This is a genomic window from Variovorax sp. FW301-JW7 (assembly GCF_058788795.1).
Window position 1 is genome coordinate 108,152 of sequence record NZ_JBYTBC010000006.1, and the last position, 18,216, is coordinate 126,367.

Annotated in this window: 22 protein-coding genes; 20 read left to right on the plus strand and 2 right to left on the minus strand. The window is 68.9% G+C overall.

Annotation, left to right across the window (positions count from 1 at the left end):
- Nucleotides 1-13 precede the first annotated feature (13 nt).
- The 6 genes from AC3WQM_RS17915 to AC3WQM_RS17940 all read left to right on the plus strand — a co-directional run bounded on the left by AC3WQM_RS17915 (nucleotide 14) and on the right by AC3WQM_RS17940 (nucleotide 5,107).
- Complete coding sequence (locus AC3WQM_RS17915; protein ID WP_492680563.1) at nucleotides 14-1,351, plus strand: MFS transporter; 1,338 nt, start codon at nucleotides 14-16, stop codon at nucleotides 1,349-1,351.
- A gap of 88 nt (nucleotides 1,352-1,439) precedes the next feature.
- On the plus strand, nucleotides 1,440-2,198 hold the full coding sequence (locus tag AC3WQM_RS17920) for a GntR family transcriptional regulator (protein WP_492680565.1): 759 nt from the start codon (nucleotides 1,440-1,442) through the stop codon (nucleotides 2,196-2,198).
- Nucleotides 2,195-2,992: a transporter substrate-binding domain-containing protein gene (locus tag AC3WQM_RS17925; RefSeq protein WP_492680567.1), complete on the plus strand. Its 798-nt coding sequence runs from the start codon at nucleotides 2,195-2,197 to the stop codon at nucleotides 2,990-2,992. Before AC3WQM_RS17920 ends, AC3WQM_RS17925 begins: the two co-directional genes overlap by 4 nt.
- Nucleotides 2,993-3,007: 15 nt before the next feature.
- Nucleotides 3,008-3,670, plus strand: coding sequence for an amino acid ABC transporter permease (locus tag AC3WQM_RS17930; protein ID WP_062475944.1), 663 nt, complete (start codon nucleotides 3,008-3,010; stop codon nucleotides 3,668-3,670).
- Nucleotides 3,671-3,687: 17 nt separating this feature from the next.
- Nucleotides 3,688-4,341: an amino acid ABC transporter permease gene (locus tag AC3WQM_RS17935; protein ID WP_095746234.1), complete on the plus strand. Its 654-nt coding sequence runs from the start codon at nucleotides 3,688-3,690 to the stop codon at nucleotides 4,339-4,341.
- Nucleotides 4,325-5,107: an amino acid ABC transporter ATP-binding protein gene (locus AC3WQM_RS17940; RefSeq protein ID WP_492680569.1), complete on the plus strand. Its 783-nt coding sequence runs from the start codon at nucleotides 4,325-4,327 to the stop codon at nucleotides 5,105-5,107. Before AC3WQM_RS17935 ends, AC3WQM_RS17940 begins: the two co-directional genes overlap by 17 nt.
- 15 nt (nucleotides 5,108-5,122) lie before the next feature.
- On the opposite strand, the gene AC3WQM_RS17945 is transcribed toward AC3WQM_RS17940, so the two are convergent.
- Complete coding sequence (locus AC3WQM_RS17945; protein WP_492680571.1) at nucleotides 5,123-5,446, minus strand: LysR family transcriptional regulator; 324 nt, start codon at nucleotides 5,444-5,446, stop codon at nucleotides 5,123-5,125.
- A gap of 399 nt (nucleotides 5,447-5,845) precedes the next feature.
- Nucleotides 5,846-6,391 carry an isopentenyl-diphosphate Delta-isomerase gene (gene idi, locus AC3WQM_RS17950; protein ID WP_492680573.1) on the minus strand — a complete coding sequence of 182 codons (546 nt, stop codon included), beginning with the start codon at nucleotides 6,389-6,391 and terminating at the stop codon, nucleotides 5,846-5,848.
- A 526-nt stretch (nucleotides 6,392-6,917) separates the two neighbouring features.
- On the opposite strand from idi, the gene AC3WQM_RS17955 reads away from it, so the two are divergent.
- The 14 genes from AC3WQM_RS17955 (at nucleotide 6,918) to AC3WQM_RS18020 (ending at nucleotide 18,213) form a co-directional block, all read left to right on the plus strand.
- On the plus strand, nucleotides 6,918-7,415 hold the full coding sequence (locus AC3WQM_RS17955) for a P-loop nucleotide/nucleoside kinase family protein (protein ID WP_492680575.1): 498 nt from the start codon (nucleotides 6,918-6,920) through the stop codon (nucleotides 7,413-7,415).
- 20 nt (nucleotides 7,416-7,435) lie between these two features.
- Nucleotides 7,436-7,924: a GNAT family N-acetyltransferase gene (locus AC3WQM_RS17960; RefSeq protein WP_492680577.1), complete on the plus strand. Its 489-nt coding sequence runs from the start codon at nucleotides 7,436-7,438 to the stop codon at nucleotides 7,922-7,924.
- A 72-nt stretch (nucleotides 7,925-7,996) separates the two neighbouring features.
- Nucleotides 7,997-8,578 carry a YceB family lipoprotein gene (locus tag AC3WQM_RS17965; RefSeq protein WP_062475964.1) on the plus strand — a complete coding sequence of 194 codons (582 nt, stop codon included), beginning with the start codon at nucleotides 7,997-7,999 and terminating at the stop codon, nucleotides 8,576-8,578.
- Entirely contained in the window at nucleotides 8,575-9,579 is a 1,005-nt protein-coding gene (locus tag AC3WQM_RS17970) for a glycerophosphodiester phosphodiesterase (protein WP_492680579.1), read from the plus strand. Before AC3WQM_RS17965 ends, AC3WQM_RS17970 begins: the two co-directional genes overlap by 4 nt.
- Complete coding sequence (locus AC3WQM_RS17975; RefSeq protein ID WP_492680581.1) at nucleotides 9,576-9,851, plus strand: hypothetical protein; 276 nt, start codon at nucleotides 9,576-9,578, stop codon at nucleotides 9,849-9,851. Before AC3WQM_RS17970 ends, AC3WQM_RS17975 begins: the two co-directional genes overlap by 4 nt.
- A gap of 40 nt (nucleotides 9,852-9,891) precedes the next feature.
- Entirely contained in the window at nucleotides 9,892-10,302 is a 411-nt protein-coding gene (locus tag AC3WQM_RS17980) for a hypothetical protein (RefSeq protein WP_492680583.1), read from the plus strand.
- A gap of 200 nt (nucleotides 10,303-10,502) precedes the next feature.
- Complete coding sequence (locus AC3WQM_RS17985) at nucleotides 10,503-11,879, plus strand: TolC family protein (RefSeq protein WP_492680585.1); 1,377 nt, start codon at nucleotides 10,503-10,505, stop codon at nucleotides 11,877-11,879.
- 1 nt (nucleotide 11,880) lies between these two features.
- The gene (locus AC3WQM_RS17990) at nucleotides 11,881-13,269 is read left to right on the plus strand and encodes a multicopper oxidase family protein (protein WP_492680587.1); all 1,389 of its coding nucleotides are present in this window, start codon (nucleotides 11,881-11,883) and stop codon (nucleotides 13,267-13,269) included.
- A 32-nt stretch (nucleotides 13,270-13,301) separates the two neighbouring features.
- The gene (locus AC3WQM_RS17995; protein WP_492680589.1) at nucleotides 13,302-13,814 is read left to right on the plus strand and encodes a cupredoxin domain-containing protein; all 513 of its coding nucleotides are present in this window, start codon (nucleotides 13,302-13,304) and stop codon (nucleotides 13,812-13,814) included.
- 31 nt (nucleotides 13,815-13,845) lie between these two features.
- Nucleotides 13,846-14,295 carry a DUF411 domain-containing protein gene (locus AC3WQM_RS18000; protein ID WP_492680591.1) on the plus strand — a complete coding sequence of 150 codons (450 nt, stop codon included), beginning with the start codon at nucleotides 13,846-13,848 and terminating at the stop codon, nucleotides 14,293-14,295.
- 37 nt (nucleotides 14,296-14,332) lie between these two features.
- Nucleotides 14,333-14,623 (plus strand): copper-binding protein, encoded by a 291-nt coding sequence (locus tag AC3WQM_RS18005; RefSeq protein ID WP_492680593.1) that lies wholly within the window; start codon nucleotides 14,333-14,335, stop codon nucleotides 14,621-14,623.
- 70 nt (nucleotides 14,624-14,693) lie between these two features.
- Nucleotides 14,694-15,677 (plus strand): acetyl-CoA carboxylase carboxyltransferase subunit alpha, encoded by a 984-nt coding sequence (locus tag AC3WQM_RS18010; RefSeq protein ID WP_489058212.1) that lies wholly within the window; start codon nucleotides 14,694-14,696, stop codon nucleotides 15,675-15,677.
- Between the two features lie 97 nt (nucleotides 15,678-15,774).
- A complete protein-coding gene (locus tag AC3WQM_RS18015; RefSeq protein WP_492680595.1) occupies nucleotides 15,775-16,803 on the plus strand; it encodes a P1 family peptidase in 1,029 nt (342 codons plus the stop codon).
- A 27-nt stretch (nucleotides 16,804-16,830) separates the two neighbouring features.
- Nucleotides 16,831-18,213, plus strand: coding sequence for a TAXI family TRAP transporter solute-binding subunit (locus AC3WQM_RS18020; protein ID WP_492680597.1), 1,383 nt, complete (start codon nucleotides 16,831-16,833; stop codon nucleotides 18,211-18,213).
- Nucleotides 18,214-18,216: the final 3 nt, after the last annotated feature.

An 18,216-nucleotide genomic window follows, 5' to 3' on the forward strand; every position in this document is an offset into this window, starting at 1 on the left:
AGGAGACACACCGATGAACACCGCTACCCTCGACGCCGCCGCTGGCGCGCACGCACCGGCCTCGGCCGATGCGCGCGACGACGCCGCGCTCTTTCGCAAGATCACCTGGCGGCTGATGCCGCTGCTGTGCGCCTGCTACGTGCTGAACTACCTGGACCGCACCAACGTCGGCTACGCGCAACTGCAGATGAAGGACCAGCTGGGCTTCAGCGATGCGGTGTTCGGCCTGGGCGCCGGCATCTTCTTCCTGGGCTACGCGGTGTGCGAGATCCCGAGCAACCTGATGCTCGCGAAGATCGGCGTGCGCGCCACGCTGCTGCGCATCATGGGCCTGTGGGGCCTGGCCTCGGCGGCGATGATGTTCGCCACCACGCCCACGCAGTTCTACGTGCTGCGCTTTCTCATCGGCGTGTTCGAGGCCGGCTTCGCGCCGGGCGTGCTGTTCTACCTGACGCTGTGGTTCCCCTCGCGCCGCCGCGCACAGGCCACCGCGCTCTTCTTCATGGCCTTCGGCGCGGCGCCCATCGTCGCGGGGCCGATCGCCGGGCTCACGATGACCTACCTGGACGGCGTGCTCGCGCTGCGCGGGTGGCAGTGGCTGTTCCTGCTCGAAGGGCTGCCGAGCGTGCTGCTGGGCGTGATCGCCTTTCGCACGCTGTCGAACAGCCCGGCGCAGGCGCCGTGGCTGTCGGCGGCCGAGAAGCAGCGCGTGGCGCACCTGCTGGCCGAGGACCAGGCCGCGCACGGCGCCGCCGGGCGCCACACCTTCGGCGCGGCGATGCGCGACGGGCGCGTGTGGCTGATCGGCTTCATGTCCTTCCTGATCATCCTGGGCATCTACGCGCTGTCGTTCTGGCAGCCGACGATCCTGAAGTCGATGGGGCTCAGCGTGCTGCAGATCGGCTTCTATTCGGTGATTCCCGCCGTGGCCGGCATCGCGGCCAACATCGTCGTGGGGCGCCACTCCGACCGGCACCAGGAGCGCCGCTGGCACTTCGCGCTGGGCGCGCTCGCGGGCGCAGCCGGGCTGGCGCTGACCACTCTCTTCATGCACAGCCCGGTGGCCGCCGTGCTGTGCCTGGCGCTGGCGTCGATGGGCATCTCGAGCGCCTTCACCGTGCTGTGGGCGATTCCCGGCAGCTTCATGTCGAAGAGTGCCGCGGCGGCGGGCATTGCGCTCATCAGCACCATCGGCGGCAGCGCGGGGCTGGTGGCGCCGATGATGGTGGGCGCGCTCAAGACGCTCACGGGCGGCTTCACGGCCAGCCTGTATGTGCTGAGCGGTGCGCTGGTGCTGTCGGCATTGCTCATGCTGCTGGCCCTGCCCCGCAGCGCGCTCGGCAAACGGTAGCGCGCACCGCCGGCGCACCGCGGCCGGCCCATTTCGGTGCACACGGCTTGCATACCAGTTGGCACGGAAGCTGCTGATATGCAGGCCTATGGCCATCTCCGCATCCGAAATCAGTGCACGCATCGTCGAAGCGGTGATGGCGCAGAAGCTCGCGCCCGGCGCGCGCCTGGGCGAGCAGCCGCTGGCGATGCTGTTCGACTGCAGCCGCACCATCGTGCGCGAGGCGCTCACGCGGCTGGCCGCGCGCGGCATCGTCACGGTGAGCGCGCGGCGCGGCTGGTTCGTCATCGAGCCCTCGCAGGACGAGGCGCGCGAGGCCTTCGAGGCGCGGCGCGTGATCGAGCTCGGGCTCATCCGAAGTACCGACAAGATCGACAAGGCCGCCCTGCGCCAGCTGAAGGCGCACCTTCAGCGTGAAAAGGCCGCACTGAAAGAGAGCGACGTCGGCCACCGCAGCTTCCTCCTGGGCGACTTCCATGTGTGCCTGGCCGAGTGCCTGGGCAACACGCTGCTGGCCGACACGCTGCGCGACTTCACCGCGCGCACCACGCTGATCGCCATGCTCTACCAGAGCACGCACGATGCGGTGCAGTCGTGCGAAGACCACGTGCAGATCGTCGCGGCGCTGGAGCGCGGCGACCACGCCGCCGCCGAGGCGCTGATGGCCGCGCACATCGGCACGGTGCAGTCGGCGCTGCGCGTGCAGGCGCCCGCCGACCCGCTCGCGCAGCTGCGCGATGCGCTGGCACCGCTGAACAACACCCCCGCGCCGAAGCGCCGCCGCAAGGCCGCACCCGCCGACGACGCCACCACCGATTCATCGACCTACCTAGGAGCCCTGCTATGACCTCTTTCGCCTCCCGCCGCCTCGCCCTCGCGCTGGCCAGCGTCGCCCTGCTGGCCGCCACCGGCGCCGCCCAGGCGCAGAACGCGCTCGACAACGTGCTCAAGGCCAAGACGATCAAGATCGCCGTGCCCACCGACTACCCGCCGTACGGCTCGGTCGACCGCAACATGCAGCCGCAGGGCCTGGACGTGGAGATGGCGCAGCTCATCGCCGCCAAGCTCGGCGTGAAGGTCGAGCTGGTGCCGGTGACCAGCGCCAACCGCATTCCCTACCTGCAGACGCGCAAGGCCGACCTCGTGATCTCCACGCTCGGCAAGAACGTCGAGCGCGAGAAGGTGATCGACTTCAGCGCGGCCTATGCGCCCTTCTTCCAGGCCGTGTATGCGGCCAAGAGCATGAAGCTCACGAGCTTCGCCGACATGGCCGGCAAGACCGTCGCCGTGACGCGCGGCGCCATGGAAGACCAGGAACTGAACAAGGTGGCGCCGCCGAACGTCGACTACCGCCGCTTCGAGGACAACAACGCGACGATCGCCGCCTTCGTGGCCGGCCAGACGCAGACCCTCGCCACCAGCGCGGCGGTGGCCGGCGACATGCTCGCGAAGAACCCGAAGGTGAGCGCCGAGTACAAGCTGCTGCTGAAGGACAGCCCCTGCTTCATCGGCATCGCCAAGGGCGAGACCGCATTGAAGACCCGGGTCAACGAGATCATTGCCGCCGCCAAGAAGGACGGCACGCTCGACGCGATGTCCAAGAAGTGGCTCGGCAAGGCCGCTGGCGACCTGCCGGTCTGAGCCAAAGGCGCGGCCATGGGCATTGAATTCGATTTCGGCGCGGTGCTCGCCGAGTGGCCGCTGCTGCTGCGCGGCGTGGCATGGACGCTGGGCCTCACGGCCGTGGGCACCGTGCTCGGGCTGGCCGTGGGCACGCTGTGCGCGTGGGCCCGTTCGGGCGGGCCGGCGTGGCTGCGCGCGCTCGTGGGTGCGTACGTGGAGCTGATCCGCAACACGCCCTTCATCGTGCAGCTGTTCTTCATCTTCTTCGGGCTGCCGGCCGCGGGCGTGAAGCTCTCGCCCGAGGTGGCGTCGGTGATCGCGATGGTGATGAACCTGGGCGCGTATTCCACCGAAATCATCCGCGCCGGCATCGAGGCCACGCCCAAGGGGCAGATCGAGGCCGCCGTGAGCCTGGCGCTCAGCAAGGCGCAGGTGTTCCTGCGCGTGGTGCTGCCGCCGGCGCTCAAGAAGGTGTGGCCCGCGATGGTGAGCCAGATCGTCATCGTGATGCTGGGCTCGGCGGTGTGCGGGCAGATCTCGACCGAGGAGCTGAGCTATGCGGCCAACCTGATCCAGAGCCGCAACTTCCGCGCCTTCGAATCCTTCATCGTCGCCACGCTCATCTACCTGGCGCTGGCCGTGGCGCTGCGCCGCCTGCTCCAGTGGGCGGGGCCGCGCTTCTTCTTCGGCCGCTGAACGCGAGGCCCTGCACCATGGTCGATTTTTCTTTGTGGGACATCCTGCGCAACCTGCTGATGGCGCTGCGCTGGACCGTCGTGCTCTCGCTCATCGCCTTCGTCGGCGGCGGGATCGTGGGCGCGCTGCTGCTGTTCGCGCGGCTGCGCGGCGGCAAGGCGGCGCAGCGGGCCGTGGGCCTGTACGTGCAGCTGTTCCAGGGCACGCCGCTGCTGATGCAGCTGTTTCTCGCCTACTTCGGCATCGCGCTGTTCGGCATCGACGTGTCGGCGTGGACCGCCGCGAGCGTGGCGCTCACGCTGTACACCAGCGCCTTTCTCACCGAGATCTGGCGCGGTTGCGTGGCCTCGATTCCGAAGGGCCAGTGGGAGGCCTCGGGCAGCCTGGCGCTGAGCTTCGGCGAGCAGATGCGCCACGTGATCCTGCCGCAGGCCGTGAAGATCGCCATCGCGCCCACGGTCGGTTTCCTGGTGCAGGTGATCAAGGGCACGGCGCTGGCGTCGGTGATCGGGTTTGTCGAACTCACCAAGGCCGGCAGCATGATTTCGAACGCCACCTTCCAGCCCTTCGTGGTGTTCAGCTGCGTGGCCCTGCTTTACTTCGTGCTGTGCTTCCCCGTGAGCCTGTACGCCAAGACCCTCGAGAGGAAGACCCATGGCCGCCGTGCTTGAACAAACCCAACCCGAAGCCGCATCGTTCGCCGCGCCCATCGTGCGCATCACGGCGCTGCGCAAGTCCTACGGCACGAACGAGGTGCTCAAGGGCATCGACCTGGACGTGAAGCGCGGCGAGGTGATCGCCATCATCGGCAAGAGCGGCTCGGGCAAGAGCACGCTCCTGCGCTGCATCAACGGGCTCGAGGTGTTCCAGGAAGGTGCGCTCACGGTCGACGGCAAGCCGCTCTTGCACGAGAGCGCGATGGCCATGCGCACGCTGCGCCAGCGCGTGGGCATGATCTTCCAGGGCTTCAACCTGTTCCCGCACCTCACGGTCGGCAAGAACGTGATGCTGGCGCCCACGCTGGTGAAAAAGCGTTCGCAGGCGGAAGCGGCTTCGCAGGCGCGCAAGCTGCTCGAGCGCGTGGGCCTGGCCGAGAAGTTCGATGCGATGCCCGAGCAACTGTCGGGCGGCCAGCAGCAGCGCGTGGCGATCGCCCGCGCGCTCGCGATGGAACCGGCCGTGCTGCTGTGCGACGAGATCACCTCGGCGCTCGACCCGGAGCTGGTCGGCGAGGTGCTGCGCGTGGTGGAGTCGCTGGCCGACGAGGGCATGACGCTGTTGATGGTCACGCACGAGATGAGCTTTGCGCGCAAGGTCAGCGACCGCGTGATCTTCATGCACCAGGGCCGCGTGCACGAGATGGGTCCGCCGGCGGAGCTGTTCGGCGCGCCGCAGACACCGGAGCTGAAGCAGTTCCTCTCGTCGCTGCACGACTGACCCGGCCCTGGCGGGCTACAGGCGCTGCTGCGATTCGTCGATGCCGCACAGCAGGCCGGCGGCCTGCGGCGGCAGAGACCGCCCGCCGCGCCGCTCGACCTCTTCGCCGGCCTGCAACACGACCTGCACCTGTTGGAACAGTTCGCAGCCGGCCGCGGTCAACTGCACGCCCTGCTGGCTGCGCGCGAACAGCGCGTGCCCGAGGATGCCTTCGAGCTCCCTCACGCGGGCCGTGATGGCGGGTTGGCTGACAAAGAGGTGGCGGGCCGCCGCGTTGACGGAGCCCAATGTCGCGGCCCAGTGAAAGGCCTCCAGCTGCCGGAAGGTGATGCGCAACACCGCTGCCACCTCTCAGCCGGGGGCTGTTGTGGACGTGCAGGGGTACACCGCGGCCTGTTCGCTCTTCTGCTTCATGTCTGCCTTCTTTCAAAGCAATTCAATCGCATCGAATGGCGAGAAGGCCACGCAACGGGGAATTCTCATTGCATGAATTCCCATGACTACGGATGCACAACCACGGATCCCATCAATTCAACAGAGGTGATTCCTTCTCATCAAATCCTTGAATTACCCGACTTCCCGGCTTGTAAGGCATCGCCGGGAGCGAATTGATAATTTAGTGCAATAAATGTTCTCGTTAAAGAGAAATTTTCTGATATAGAACTTTGGAGCTACATGCAATGAGGACGCAAAGCAACGGAAACCGGTAGGCCTTGCGAGCCCGTAGCCCAGCGTGCGTCACCCCGTCGCCAACGCGCGTTCCTGCCAGGACCCCAGGCCTTCCGGCCCGAAGCGCTCGGCGATCCGGTGCAGCCAGATCGTGAAGTGCGCCGGGGCCCGCGCCAATTCGCGGTGCAGGTCGGGCAACGCCAACCATCGCCACGCGCGCACCTCGCCGGGGTCGGGTTGCGGCAGGTCGTGCGCAATGCCGACGAACACGTGGTCGTACTCGTGCTCGACCAGTTCCGCGGACACCGCCTCCCGGTAGAGAAAGGCCGTCACCGGCTGCAGCGCGCACCGCAGGCCCAGCTCTTCGTGCAGCCGCCGCAGGGCGGCTGCGTCGGTTGCCTCGCCGGGGCGTGGATGCCCGCAGCAGCTGTTGCTCCACAGGCCGGGCGAGTGGTACTTGCCCAGCGCGCGCTGCTGCAGCAGCACCCGGCCCTGCGTGTCGAACAGGAAGATCGAGAACGCCCGGTGCAGGATGCCTTCGCGGTGGGCGTTCATCTTCTCGACCGCGTGCAGGGGGCGGTCTTCGGCATCGACGGCGATCAGGAATTCGTCCATGAGGTGCTCCCGAAGTGCGGGCCGGAAAGCCTCTCGGCCCACCGATTTCCGTGGCCTGGTGGCCTTGAAAAAATCGGCTCGCTTCTTTATCACGTATTTTTTTATTCCCCTTAATAGGAAATTCAAATTAGTTCTAATTAATTACATCGATGCGGAATATAGAAAATTGAATAAACACAAATAATTATATAGATAACAAAAATATCAAATTGAATTCACAAATGCACCCGACCTGTCCGAAAGGAATTTCCGGCGCATTTCAAACCGTGGTTCCTGGTTCGCGCCGTTGCCCGGTCAATGGGGTGCAGTCGGCAAAGACGTGATCGCCGCCGCTTCCCCGCAAACCCCGCGCCGGGTTACCCTCGACCTCCATGGCCCGCCTTCGCACCGCATCGATCATTCGTCCGCTCTCGCGAGAGCGGGTGAGCTAGCGCACGGTTCGAAACCACGCCATGCAACCCGCCCCAGGAGGCGGGTTTTTCTTGTCCGTCTCCCGGGGTTTGTTCCCCCACCCGCAGGAGACCGAATGACATCGACACCACCCCCACCGCCCGTGCTCCACATGGTCTGCGGCAAGATCGGCGCCGGAAAATCCACGCTGACCCGGCGCCTGGCCCAGGCGCCCGCCACCGTGTGCATCAGCGAGGACACCTGGCTCGCCGCGCTCTACCCCGGCGAAATCCACGCACTGCCCGACTACGTGCGCGCCGCGGACCGGCTCAAGCAGGCGATGGGCGAGCATGTCTGCGCGCTGCTGGGCGCCGGCGTGTCGGTGGTGCTCGACTTTCCGGCCAACACCGTGAGCCACCGCGCCTGGGCGCGCGGCCTCTTCGAGCAGGCCGGCGCGGCGCACCAACTGCACTTTCTCGACGTGCCGGACGACATCTGCAAGGCGCGGCTGCGGGCGCGCAACGCGGCGGGCGAGCACCCGTTCGAGACCTCCGACGCGCAGTTCGACCTGATCACCCGCCACTTCGTGCCGCCCACGGCCGAGGAAGGCTTCCACGTGATCCGCCACACCTGACACCGGTAAGCTGCGCGCCGATGCACATCGAACCCGCCCTTTCCACCGAAGCGCCCGCCGTCGCGGCCGTGTTGACCGAAGCCGCGCAATGGCTCGCCGAGGGCGGACGCCCGCTCTGGAGCGCCGCCGACACCGGCCTCGAACGCATCCAGCGCGACACCGACGCCGGCCGCTACGTGGTGGCCAAAGAGAACGGCGACTGGGCCGGCGTGATGCGCCTGGACCTGGAAGACCCGTCGTTCTGGCCCGAGATCGCGCCCGGCAACGCGCTGTTCGTGCACAAGCTGGCCGTGCGCCGCGCCTGGGCCGGCCGGGGCGTGTCGCGCGCGCTGCTGGGCCATGCACGCGACCACGCCCGCGCGCTCGGGCGCCCCTGGCTGCGGCTGGACTGCGTGGCCGACCGCGCCGCGCTGCGCACGCTGTACGAAGGCTTCGGCTTCGCGCTGCACAGCTGCATCGACCTGCGCGGCGGGACGTTTGCGCGCTACGAACTGCGCGTGAACGGCTGACCGTCCGACACGCCGACGCGCCCCTTCGGCGCTGGCGGGAACCTCATCGCCTGTGGCAAGCTCGCACGCTCCATGACCGACCGAATCCCGCCCTCTCATTTCCGCCGTCGCGTGCTGCGCGCGCTGCTGGGCGCCGCCGCCCTGCCCGCGCCGTTCGCGGCGCTGGCCGGCTTCAACTTCTTTACCAACGAGTACACCGCCACGCGCGAGGAGCTGCAGTCGCAGATCGCCAAGCGCTTTCCGGTGGCCGAGCGCTATGCCGAGATCTTCATGGTCGGGCTGCGCGACCCGCAACTGGGCCTGGACGGGCGCGCCAACCGCGCGGCCATCACGGCCACGCTGACCATCGCCAGCCCGCTGCTGGCGGCCTCGCCGGTGCAGGGCGTGGTGTCGGTGAGCAGCGCGCTGCGCTACGACGCGGCGGCACGCGCGCTGCGGCTCGATCAGCCCAAGGCCGAGCGGCTCGAACTGCAGGGCGTGGAAGGCCGCGACGCCGAGCGCCTGCAGAAGGTCGGCGCGGTGGTCGCGCAAGAGTTGCTGCAGGGCCAGATCCTGCGCAGCTTCACAGCCGACGAACTCACGGTCGGGCGCAAGACCTACGAGGTGGGCGACATCACGGTGCAAGACAACGGCATCAAGGTGCAACTCAAATGAAACATCGCGCCGTCCTTCTCCTGATCGCCGCTGCGCTCGTCGGCGCCGGCTGTGCCGCTGTCGCCCCCAAGGTGAAACAGCACTTCGACCTGCAGGCCCACCGCGGCGGACGCGGCCTGGCGCCCGAGAACACGCTGGCCGCGTTCTCGAACGCAATGAATCTGGGCGTGACCACGCTCGAACTCGACATCGGGCTCACGGCCGACGGCGTGGTGGTGGTGTCGCACGACACGGCGCTCAACGCCGACCACACGCGCGACGCGCGCGGTGCCTGGCTCACGGCCCAACCCGCCCCGTCCGTGCGCTCGCTCACGCTGGCGCAGCTGCAGACCTACGACGTGGGCCGCCTCAACCCCGAGAGCAACTACGGCAAGCAGTTCGCGCTGCAGCAGCCGCGCGACGGCGAACGCATTCCCACGCTGGCCGCGCTGTTCGCGCAGGTGCAGGCGCGGGGCGCCGATGCCGCACGGGTGCACTTCAACATCGAGACCAAGATCGACCCGACCAAGCCCGACGAGACGGCCGCACCCGAACCCATGGTGCGCGCGCTGCTGGCCGAGATCGACAAGGCGAAGATGGCCGACCGCGTGACCATCCAGAGCTTCGACTGGCGCACGCTCGCGCTGGTCGGCCAGCTCGCGCCGCAGCTGTCGCGCGCCTACCTCACCACGCCCCGCACGCTGAAGGACAGCCGCTGGACCGCCGGCCTGGCCGCCGCGAACTTCGCCTCGGTGCCGCAGCTCGTGAAGGCCGCGGCCGGTGCATCGACCGGGCCGCTGATCTGGTCGCCGGCGCACGCCGACCTGGGCGCCCCCGCGATCCGCGAGGCGCAGAAGCTCGGCATGAAGGTCGTGCCCTGGACCGTGAACCAGCGCGCCGACATGGTCCGACTCATGGACGCGGGCGCCGACGGCCTGATCACCGACTACCCCGACGTGCTGCGCGACCTCATGCGCGAACGCGGGCTGGCACTGCCACCACCAGCGAAGGCCACCTCATGAGCTCCGTGACGCAACTCGACACCATCGCCTCGGGCATCGCCGCGCTGCAAGGCGGCAGCGGCTCTGTCGCCACGCTCTCCACGGCCGCGCGCGCCAGCACCGAGCTGCTCGGCGCCCTGCCGCCGCGTTATGGCGAGGTGCTGCTGAACCTGCTGGACCGCCTCGAATCGAGCGCGCTCTTCAGCGAGGAAAGCTGCTCGTTCAGCCAGAAAGACCTGCTCGACAACCTGCAGGTGTGGGTCGACAAGGCCCGCGGCCAGCTGGTGTCTTGAGGCACTGACGCCCCGCCCCGGTTTATCATCGCGCCCAACCATGCGCACCCTGCTGCTCGCCCTCATGATCGCCCTGCTGCCCATCCGCGGCTGGCTCGGCGACGCCATGGCGCTCGAGATGGTGCGGCATTCGCTGCCCGCCGCCGAGGCGGTGGTGGCCGCGGCCACCGGCATCGCCGAATCGCACTGCCATGAAGCCACCATGGAGGCCGACACCGGCCACGACATGGCGGCCATGCACGGCAGCAGCGGCGATTCGCAGCAGTCCCACGGCACCGACCACGCGAACTGCGGCACCTGTGTCGCCTGCCAGGTCTGCCACACGGTGGCGCTCGGCGGCATGCCGCTGGTCGACACCCCGCATGCGGCGCCCCAGGCGCCACCGGCCGCGCACGCGGCCCGCTTTGCCAGCGCCGAGCCCGTCCTGGGCTTCAAGCCGCCCATTTCCTGATCTTCCTGCCCGTAGTCCGTCCGCAGTGAGCCCTTCTCGGCTCGCAGCGTTCGCCGTATTGCCCATGGAGATCGCTCGTGAATTCCCTTGCTCGCCGGCCGTATGCCGGCATCCCCCGCTATCGAACAGATAGCCCGCCCCCCGGGCGAAAAAGTCACTTTTCATTCCTCCGAACCGCCACCGCGCTGACCGCTGCGTTGGTGCTCGCCGGCTGCGCCAGCCTGGCACCCGACGGCGGCGCCGGCGACGTGCAGGCGCTGGTCGACGGCAACCCGCTCATGGCGGGCGCCGCGGCCCAGCGCAAGCCGGACGACGCCTCGCAGCAAAGCGTCGACGCGCTGCTCGCCAAGCCGCTGGACGCCGAAGCCGCCGTGCGCATCGCGCTCGTCAACAGCCCGCGCGTGCAGGACGCCTTTGCCACGCTGCAACTGAGCGACGCCGACCGCGTGCAGGCCGCGAGCCTGCCGAACCCGGTGCTGTCCTTCAGCCGTCTGGCGCAGGGCAGCGAGCGCGAGTTCGAGCGCATGCTGAGCTTCAACGTGGTGGGCCTGCTCACGCTGCCGTGGCAGGCGCGCTGGGCCGGCCAGCGGCATGAGGCCGCCAAGCTGCAGGCCGCGCAAAGCGTGCTGCTGCTGGCCGCCGACGCCCGCCGCGCCTGGGTGCGCGCGGTGGCCGCGCAGCAGAGCGTGAGCTACCTGCGCGACGCGAAGGACGCCACCGAGGCCGGCGCCGAACTGGCGCACCGCATGGCCCAGGTCGGCAACTGGAGCGCGCTGCAGCGCACACGCGAACAGCTGCTGCTGGCCGATGCGTCCGCGCAGCTCGCACGCGCCGAACAGGCGGCCGTCGCCAGCCGCGAACAGCTCACGCGCCTGCTGGGCCTGAGCGGCACGCGCACCGCCTACACCCTGCCCGACCGCCTGCCGCCGCTGCCGAAGGCCGCGCCCGAACTCGGCGACGTGCAGGCCCTGGCGCTGCGCGACCGGCTCGACGTGCGCTCGGCGCAGGCACAGAACACGGCCGTGGCCGGCTCGCTCGGCCTGACGCACGCCACGAGCGTGATCAATGCCATGGAGCTGGGCGTGGTGCGCAACACCACCTTCGAGAACGATGCCGATCGCTCGAAATCGACCACGCGCGGCTTCGAGCTCGACCTGCCGATTCCGATCTTCGACTGGGGCCAGGCCCGTAACGGCCGCGCCGAGGCGCAGTACCTGCAGTCGGCCGCGCGCGTGCGCGACGTGGGCGTGCTCGCGGCCAGCGAGGCGCGCGAAGCCTGGCAGGGCTGGAACACCGCCTACGCCCTGGCGCGCCGCTACCGCGACGAGGTGCTGCCGCTGCGCAAGCAGGTCAACGAGGAGATGGTGCTGCGCTACAACGGCATGCTCGCCAGCGTGTGGGAGCTGCTCGGCGAAACGCGCGCCAGCATGCTCGCCGTGAACGCCGGCATGGAAGCCCAGCGCGATTTCTGGCTGGCCGACACCGACCTTCAACTGGTGCTCACGGGCAGCTCGCCCGGCGGCATGACGGCCCTGCAGACCGCGGCCACCAACGAACCTGCGGCGGGAGGCCACTGACATGAACCGTCGCAACTTCTTTGCGGGCGCCGCCACGGCCGTGGCCGCCACCACCGTGAGCCGCGTGAGCATGGCCGCGCTGCCCGAGCCGGTGACGCAGGCATCGACCGCCACCGCGCCGCCGCTCGTGCCGCCCAACGGCCGGCCCTACAACCCCGTCGTCACGCTCAACGGCTGGACGCTGCCCTGGCGCATGAACGCCGGCGTCAAGGAATTCCACCTCGTCGCCGAACCCGTGGTGCGCGAGATGGCGCCCGGCTTCAAGGTCAACATGTGGGGCTACAACGGCCAGTCGCCCGGCCCGACCATCGAGGTGGTCGAGGGCGACCGCGTGCGCATCTTCGTGACCAACAAGCTGCCCGAGCACACCACCGTGCACTGGCACGGCCAGCGCCTGCCCAACGGCATGGACGGCGTGGGCGGCATCACGCAGCCGCACATTCCGCCGGGCAAGACCTTCGTCTACGAGTTCACGGCGCGCCGCCCCGGCACCTTCATGTACCACCCGCATGCCGACGAGATGGTGCAGATGGCGATGGGGATGATGGGCTTCTGGGTCACGCACCCGAAGGCGGAGCATCCGCTGATCGAGAAGGTCGATCGCGACTTCTGCTTCCTGCTCGGCAGCTTCGACGTGGAACCCGGCAGCGCCACGCCCAAGGTCAACACCATGACCGACTTCAACATCTGGAGCTTCAACAGCCGCGTGTTCCCGGCCATCGACACGCTCAACGTGCGCCGTGGCGACCGCGTGCGCATCCGCGCGGGCAACCTCACGATGACCAACCACCCGATCCACATCCACGGCCACGAGTTCGAGGTCACGGGCACCGACGGCGGCCCCGTGCCGCGCACCGCGCGCTGGCCCGAGGTGTCGGTGGACGTGGCGGTGGGCCAGATGCGGCAGATGGAGTTCATTGCCGACGAGGAAGGCGACTGGGCGCTGCACTGCCACAAGGCGCACCACACGATGGGCCCGATGGGCCACGACGTGCCGACCATGATCGGCGTGGACCACAAGGGCGTGGCCGAGAAGATCAAGAAGCTCGTGCCCGACTACATGGTGATGGGCGACAAGGGCATGGCCGACATGGGCGAGATGGAAATGCCCATTCCCGACAACACCGTGCCCATGATGACCGGCACCGGCCCCTTCGGCTCGGCCGAGATGGGCGGCATGTTCACGCTGCTGAAGGTGCGGCGCGACCAGAAGCCGGGCGACTACCGCGACCCGGGCTGGTTCAAGCACCCGGCCGGCACGGTCGCGCGCGAGGTGTCGGCCAGCGGTGCGCCGGTGGCGCCGCGCAAGACGAGCGCCGCGCCCGCGAGCCCCGACAGCGGCAGCGCCACCGTGCGCAAGCCCTCGGGCCATGAGGCCCACAACCACTGATCGCATCGATCCAACTTTTTGAAATTCCAGTCATGAACACCCGTTTCTCACCCCTCGTCGCCGGCATCGCACTGGCGGCCGTCACCACGTTCGCCACAGCCCACGAAAGCCACGCACCCAAGGCCGGCACCGCCACGCTCGCGCCCGAGCAGAAAGCCTGGGGCATCGCCGGCAAGGCCAGCGCCGTGAAGCGCACCATCGACATCGCGATGGCCGACGACATGACCTTCACGCCCTCGGTCCTCGAAGTGCGCGAAGGCGACACCATCCGACTGCGGCTGAAGAACCGCGGCAAGGACCTGCACGAGCTGGTGCTGGGCACCGCCGCCGTCATCGAGGACCACGCCGCCATGATGAAGAAGCACCCCGGCATGGAGCACGACGAGCCCTGGATGGCGCATGTGCAGCCGGGCAAGACCGGCGAACTGATCTGGACCTTCAACCGCGCCGGCGATTTCGACTTCGCCTGCCTCGTGAAGGACCACTACGAACTCGGCATGGCCGGCCGCGTGCGCGTGCTCGCCGCAGCCGCCCCGTCCAAGTGAATCCGATGAATCGCATGAAAGGAACCTGACCATGCAACGACGAACCCTCCTGAAACTCGCCGCCGCCACCGCATCCCTGCCGCTCGCCGCGCAGGCCGCCGCGCCGATGGTCGAGATCTGGAAAGACCCGAACTGCGGCTGCTGCCAGGACTGGGTCAAGCACCTCAACAAGAACGGCTTTGCCACGCGCGTGCACGACGAGGGCAACGGCCCGGCGCGCGAGCGGCTCGGCATTCCGGCGAAGCTGGGTTCGTGCCACACCGGCCGCGTCGGCGGCTACGCCATCGAAGGCCACGTGCCGGCGCGCGAGATGCAGCGCCTGCTGAAGGAAAAGCCCAAGGCCATCGGCCTGGCCGTGCCGGGCATGCCCATCGGCTCGCCCGGCATGGACGGCCCGGCCTACGGCGACCAGCGCGACGCCTACGACGTGCTGCTGGTGCTGGCCGACGGCAGCACGCGCGTCTTCCAGAGCTATCGCTGAAGCCCCTCCCCGAACACCCATCGAAAGGACATTTCCCATGAAAAGACTTCTCACTGCCCTGTCGGCCGCCCTGCTCGCCGCCGCCGCTTTTGCCCAGGCCGCGCTGCCGTCCGTCGACGGCGAAGTGCGCAAGATCGATACCGAAGCGAACAAGATCACGCTGAAGCACGGCGACATCCCGAACCTCGACATGACCGGCATGACGATGGTCTTCCGCGTGAAAGACCCGGCCCTGCTGGCCAAGGTGAAGGCCGGCGACAAGGTGCGCTTCACGGTCGACAAGGTCGATGGCGCGCTGACCGTGCTGTCGATCGACCCGGCGAACTGAGTCCGGCCGGGGAGCCCGTCGCCGCATCCCTAGAATGCGGCGACGAAAACGCCGGACACAGGAACAGAACTTGCCCAAACGCAGCTATCTCGACTTCGAACAACCCATCGCGGAACTCGAATCAAGAATCGAGGCATTGCGATCGATGCAGGAAGGCTCCGCGGTCGACATCTCCCAGGAAATCGACCAGCTCGACAAGAAGGGCCGACAGCTCACCCAGGACATCTACGGCGAGCTCACGCCCTGGCAAGTCTTCAAGATCGCGCGGCACCCCGAACGCCCGCTCACGCTCGACTACATCCAGGCCATCTTCACCGACTTCGTGGAGATGCACGGCGACCGCCACTACGCCGACGACATGGCACTGGTGGGCGGGTTGGCCCGCCTCAACGGCACGCCCTGCATGGTGCTGGGACACCAGCGCGGTGCCGACACCCGCGAGCGCGTGCTGCGCAACTACGGCATGTGCAAGCCAGAGGGCTATCGCAAGGCATTGCGCCTGATGAAGACGGCCGAAAAATTCGGCCTGCCTGTGTTCACCTTCGTGGACACCATGGGCGCCTACCCCGGCATCGACGCCGAGGAGCGCGGGCAGTCCGAAGCCATTGGCCGCAACATCCTGGAAATGGCGCAGCTCGAAGTGCCGATCATCACCACGGTGATCGGCGAAGGCGGCTCCGGCGGCGCGCTCGGCATTGCCGTCGCCGACCAGATGCTGATGCTGCAATACGCCGTGTATTCGGTGATCAGCCCCGAAGGCTGCGCGTCGATTCTCTGGAAGACCAGCGAACGGGCGCAAGACGCCGCCGAGGCACTGGGCATCACCGCCCCGCGGCTGAAGGCGCTGGGCTTGATCGACAAGATCGTGAACGAACCGGTCGGCGGTGCCCACCGCGACCCGAAGCAGGCCGCGGCCTCGCTCAAGCGCGCCCTGGGCGACGCGCTGCGGCAGCTGTCCGACCTGAAGCCCCAGGCGCTGCTCGACCAGCGCTACGAAAAACTGCAGAGCTACGGGCGCTTCATGGACGTCAAGGCCAGCGCAAGCGGTCGCTGACGGGCATTGACGGGCACTGGCGCCGACGACAGAAGAAACTACTTCTTGCAACTGCCGGGGCGACGGTGACGAAGGCGCGGTCCCATAATCGGCCGCCATGTCCGCTGCGTCTTCTTCCCCCTCTTCTCGCGCCGGTGCCATCACCGACGTTGCCGGCATCGAAGTCGGCCATTTCTCCGACACCCGCCGCCCCACCGGCTGCACCGTGATCATTGCGCGCGACGGCGCCGTGGCCGGTGTCGATGTGCGCGGCGCCGCGCCCGGCACGCGCGAGACCGACCTGCTCTCGCCCGGCAACCTCGTGCAGGAAGTGCACGCCGTCATGCTCACGGGCGGCAGCGCCTGGGGCCTGGCCGCCGCCGAGGGCGCGATGCGCTGGCTCGAAGAGCGCGGCGTCGGCATGGACGTGCGCTTCAGCACCTTGCCCATCGTGCCGGCCGCCGTGCTGTTCGACCTGCCGATGGGCGACGCGCGCATCCGCCCCGACGCGGCCGCGGGCTACGCCGCCTGCGAAGCCGCCTCGACCGACGCGCCCGCCGAAGGCAACGTGGGCGCGGGCACCGGCGCGCTGGTGGGCAAGCTCTTCGGCGTGCACCGCGCGATGAAGGGCGGCATCGGCACCGCCTCGGTCACCGTGGGCGGCGTCACGGTCGGCGCGCTGATCGCGGTCAATTCGCTGGGCGACGTGATCGACCCCGACACCGCCCTGCCCGTGGCCGGTGCGCGCACCGAGGACGGCTCCGCCCTGCTCGACACGCGCCGCGCGCTGCTGCGCGGCGACCTGCCCAAGCCGCTGCTGGCGGGCACCAACACCACCATCGGCGTGATCGCCACCGACGCGGTGCTGACCAAGGTGCAGGCCAACCGGCTCGCCATGGTGGCGCACGACGGCCTGGCGCGCGCCATCAACCCGGTGCACACCATGAGCGACGGCGACACGCTGTTCGCACTGGCCACCGGTCGCGTGCCGCTCGAAGGCGATGCGCCCGGCATGACCGTGCTGAGCACCATGGCCGCCGAAGCCACCGCCATCGCCACCGTGCGCGCGGTGCGCGCCGCGCGCGCGGTGACCGCGGGCGAGCTGCACATTCCCTGCGCCGCCGACCTGGCCGCACCGCGCGGCTGACGCGCGCACCGCACGACGAGGCACCCCATGGCGTTTCCCCGCACCCTGAAGCTGATCCTGCTGTCGATCCGCGACCTGATCGCCTCGGCCGGCCCGATCGTGTTCATCGTCATCGGCCTGCTGGTGGCCGCCTACTGGTGGCTGCAGCCGCAGCCGCCCAAGCACGTGACGCTTGCCACCGGCCCCACGGGCAGCGCCTATGCGCAGTTCGGCAAGCGCTACGCCGAGGCCCTGAAGCACAGCGGCATCACCGTCGAGCTCAAGGCCACCTCGGGCTCGACCGAGAACCTGCAGCTGCTGCGCAGCGGCGGCGCCGACGTGGCCTTCGTGCGCGGCGGCAGCGCCGACCCGGTGGCCGACGAAGAGGCCGGCCTGCGCTCACTGGGCGCGCTGTTCTTCGAGCCGATCTGGCTCTTCTACCGCACCGACAGCGCCCAGAAGATCGACCGCAAGACCAGCACCCTGACCTCGCTCACGCAGCTGCGCGGCCTGCGCGTGAACGTCGACCTGCCCGGCAGCGGGTTGCCCGAGATCATGGAGCGGCTGCTCAAGGCCAACCGGCTCGGGCCCGACGACCTGTTGCTGTCGAACCTCGAGCAGGCCGCCGCCGCCGAGGCGCTGCAGGCGGGGCTGCTCGACGCCATCGTGCTGTTCTCGGCACCGCAGTCGCCGCAGGTGCAGCGCCTGCTGCGCGCGGGCGACATCCAGCTCATGGACTTCGGCCAGGCCGAGGCCTACACGCGGCGCTTTCCGTTCCTGTCGGCCGTGACGCTGCCGCGCGGCGTGGTCGATCTGTCGAAAGACCTGCCGCTGCACGACGTGTCGCTGCTCGCCGCCACCACCTCGCTGCTGTCGCGGGACGAGACCCACCCGGCCCTGCGCCAGCTGTTCGCGCAGGCCGCGCAGACCGTGCACAGCGACGCCGGCTGGTTCAACCGCGCGCGCGACTTCCCCAACACCCGCACCAGCGAACTGCCCGTGAGCCCCGAGGGCGACCGCGCCATCAACGGCACGCCGCCGTTCTGGCAGCGCTACCTGCCGTTCTGGGCCAGCAACCTGGTCGAGCGCATGTGGCTGGTGCTGGGCGGCATGCTGGTGCTGATGCTGCCGCTGAGCCGTGTGATCCCGCCGCTGTACCAGTTCCGCGTGCGCCGGCGCGTGTTCCGCTGGTACGCGCGGCTGCGCGACATCGAGGCCAAGGTGGACGGGCGCCAGAGCCAGGCCGAGCGCGACAAGCTGCTGGAAGAACTCGACGCGCTCGACCGCGTGGTCAACAAGGTGGCGGTGCCGCTGTCGTACGCCGACGAGCTCTACGCGCTGCGCAACAACATCTACGCGGTGCGCAAGCGGGCGCTCGCGGGCTCGGCAGGCGCAGCAGCCGCCGCCGCGCCGGTCCGCGCGGCCACCTGACCA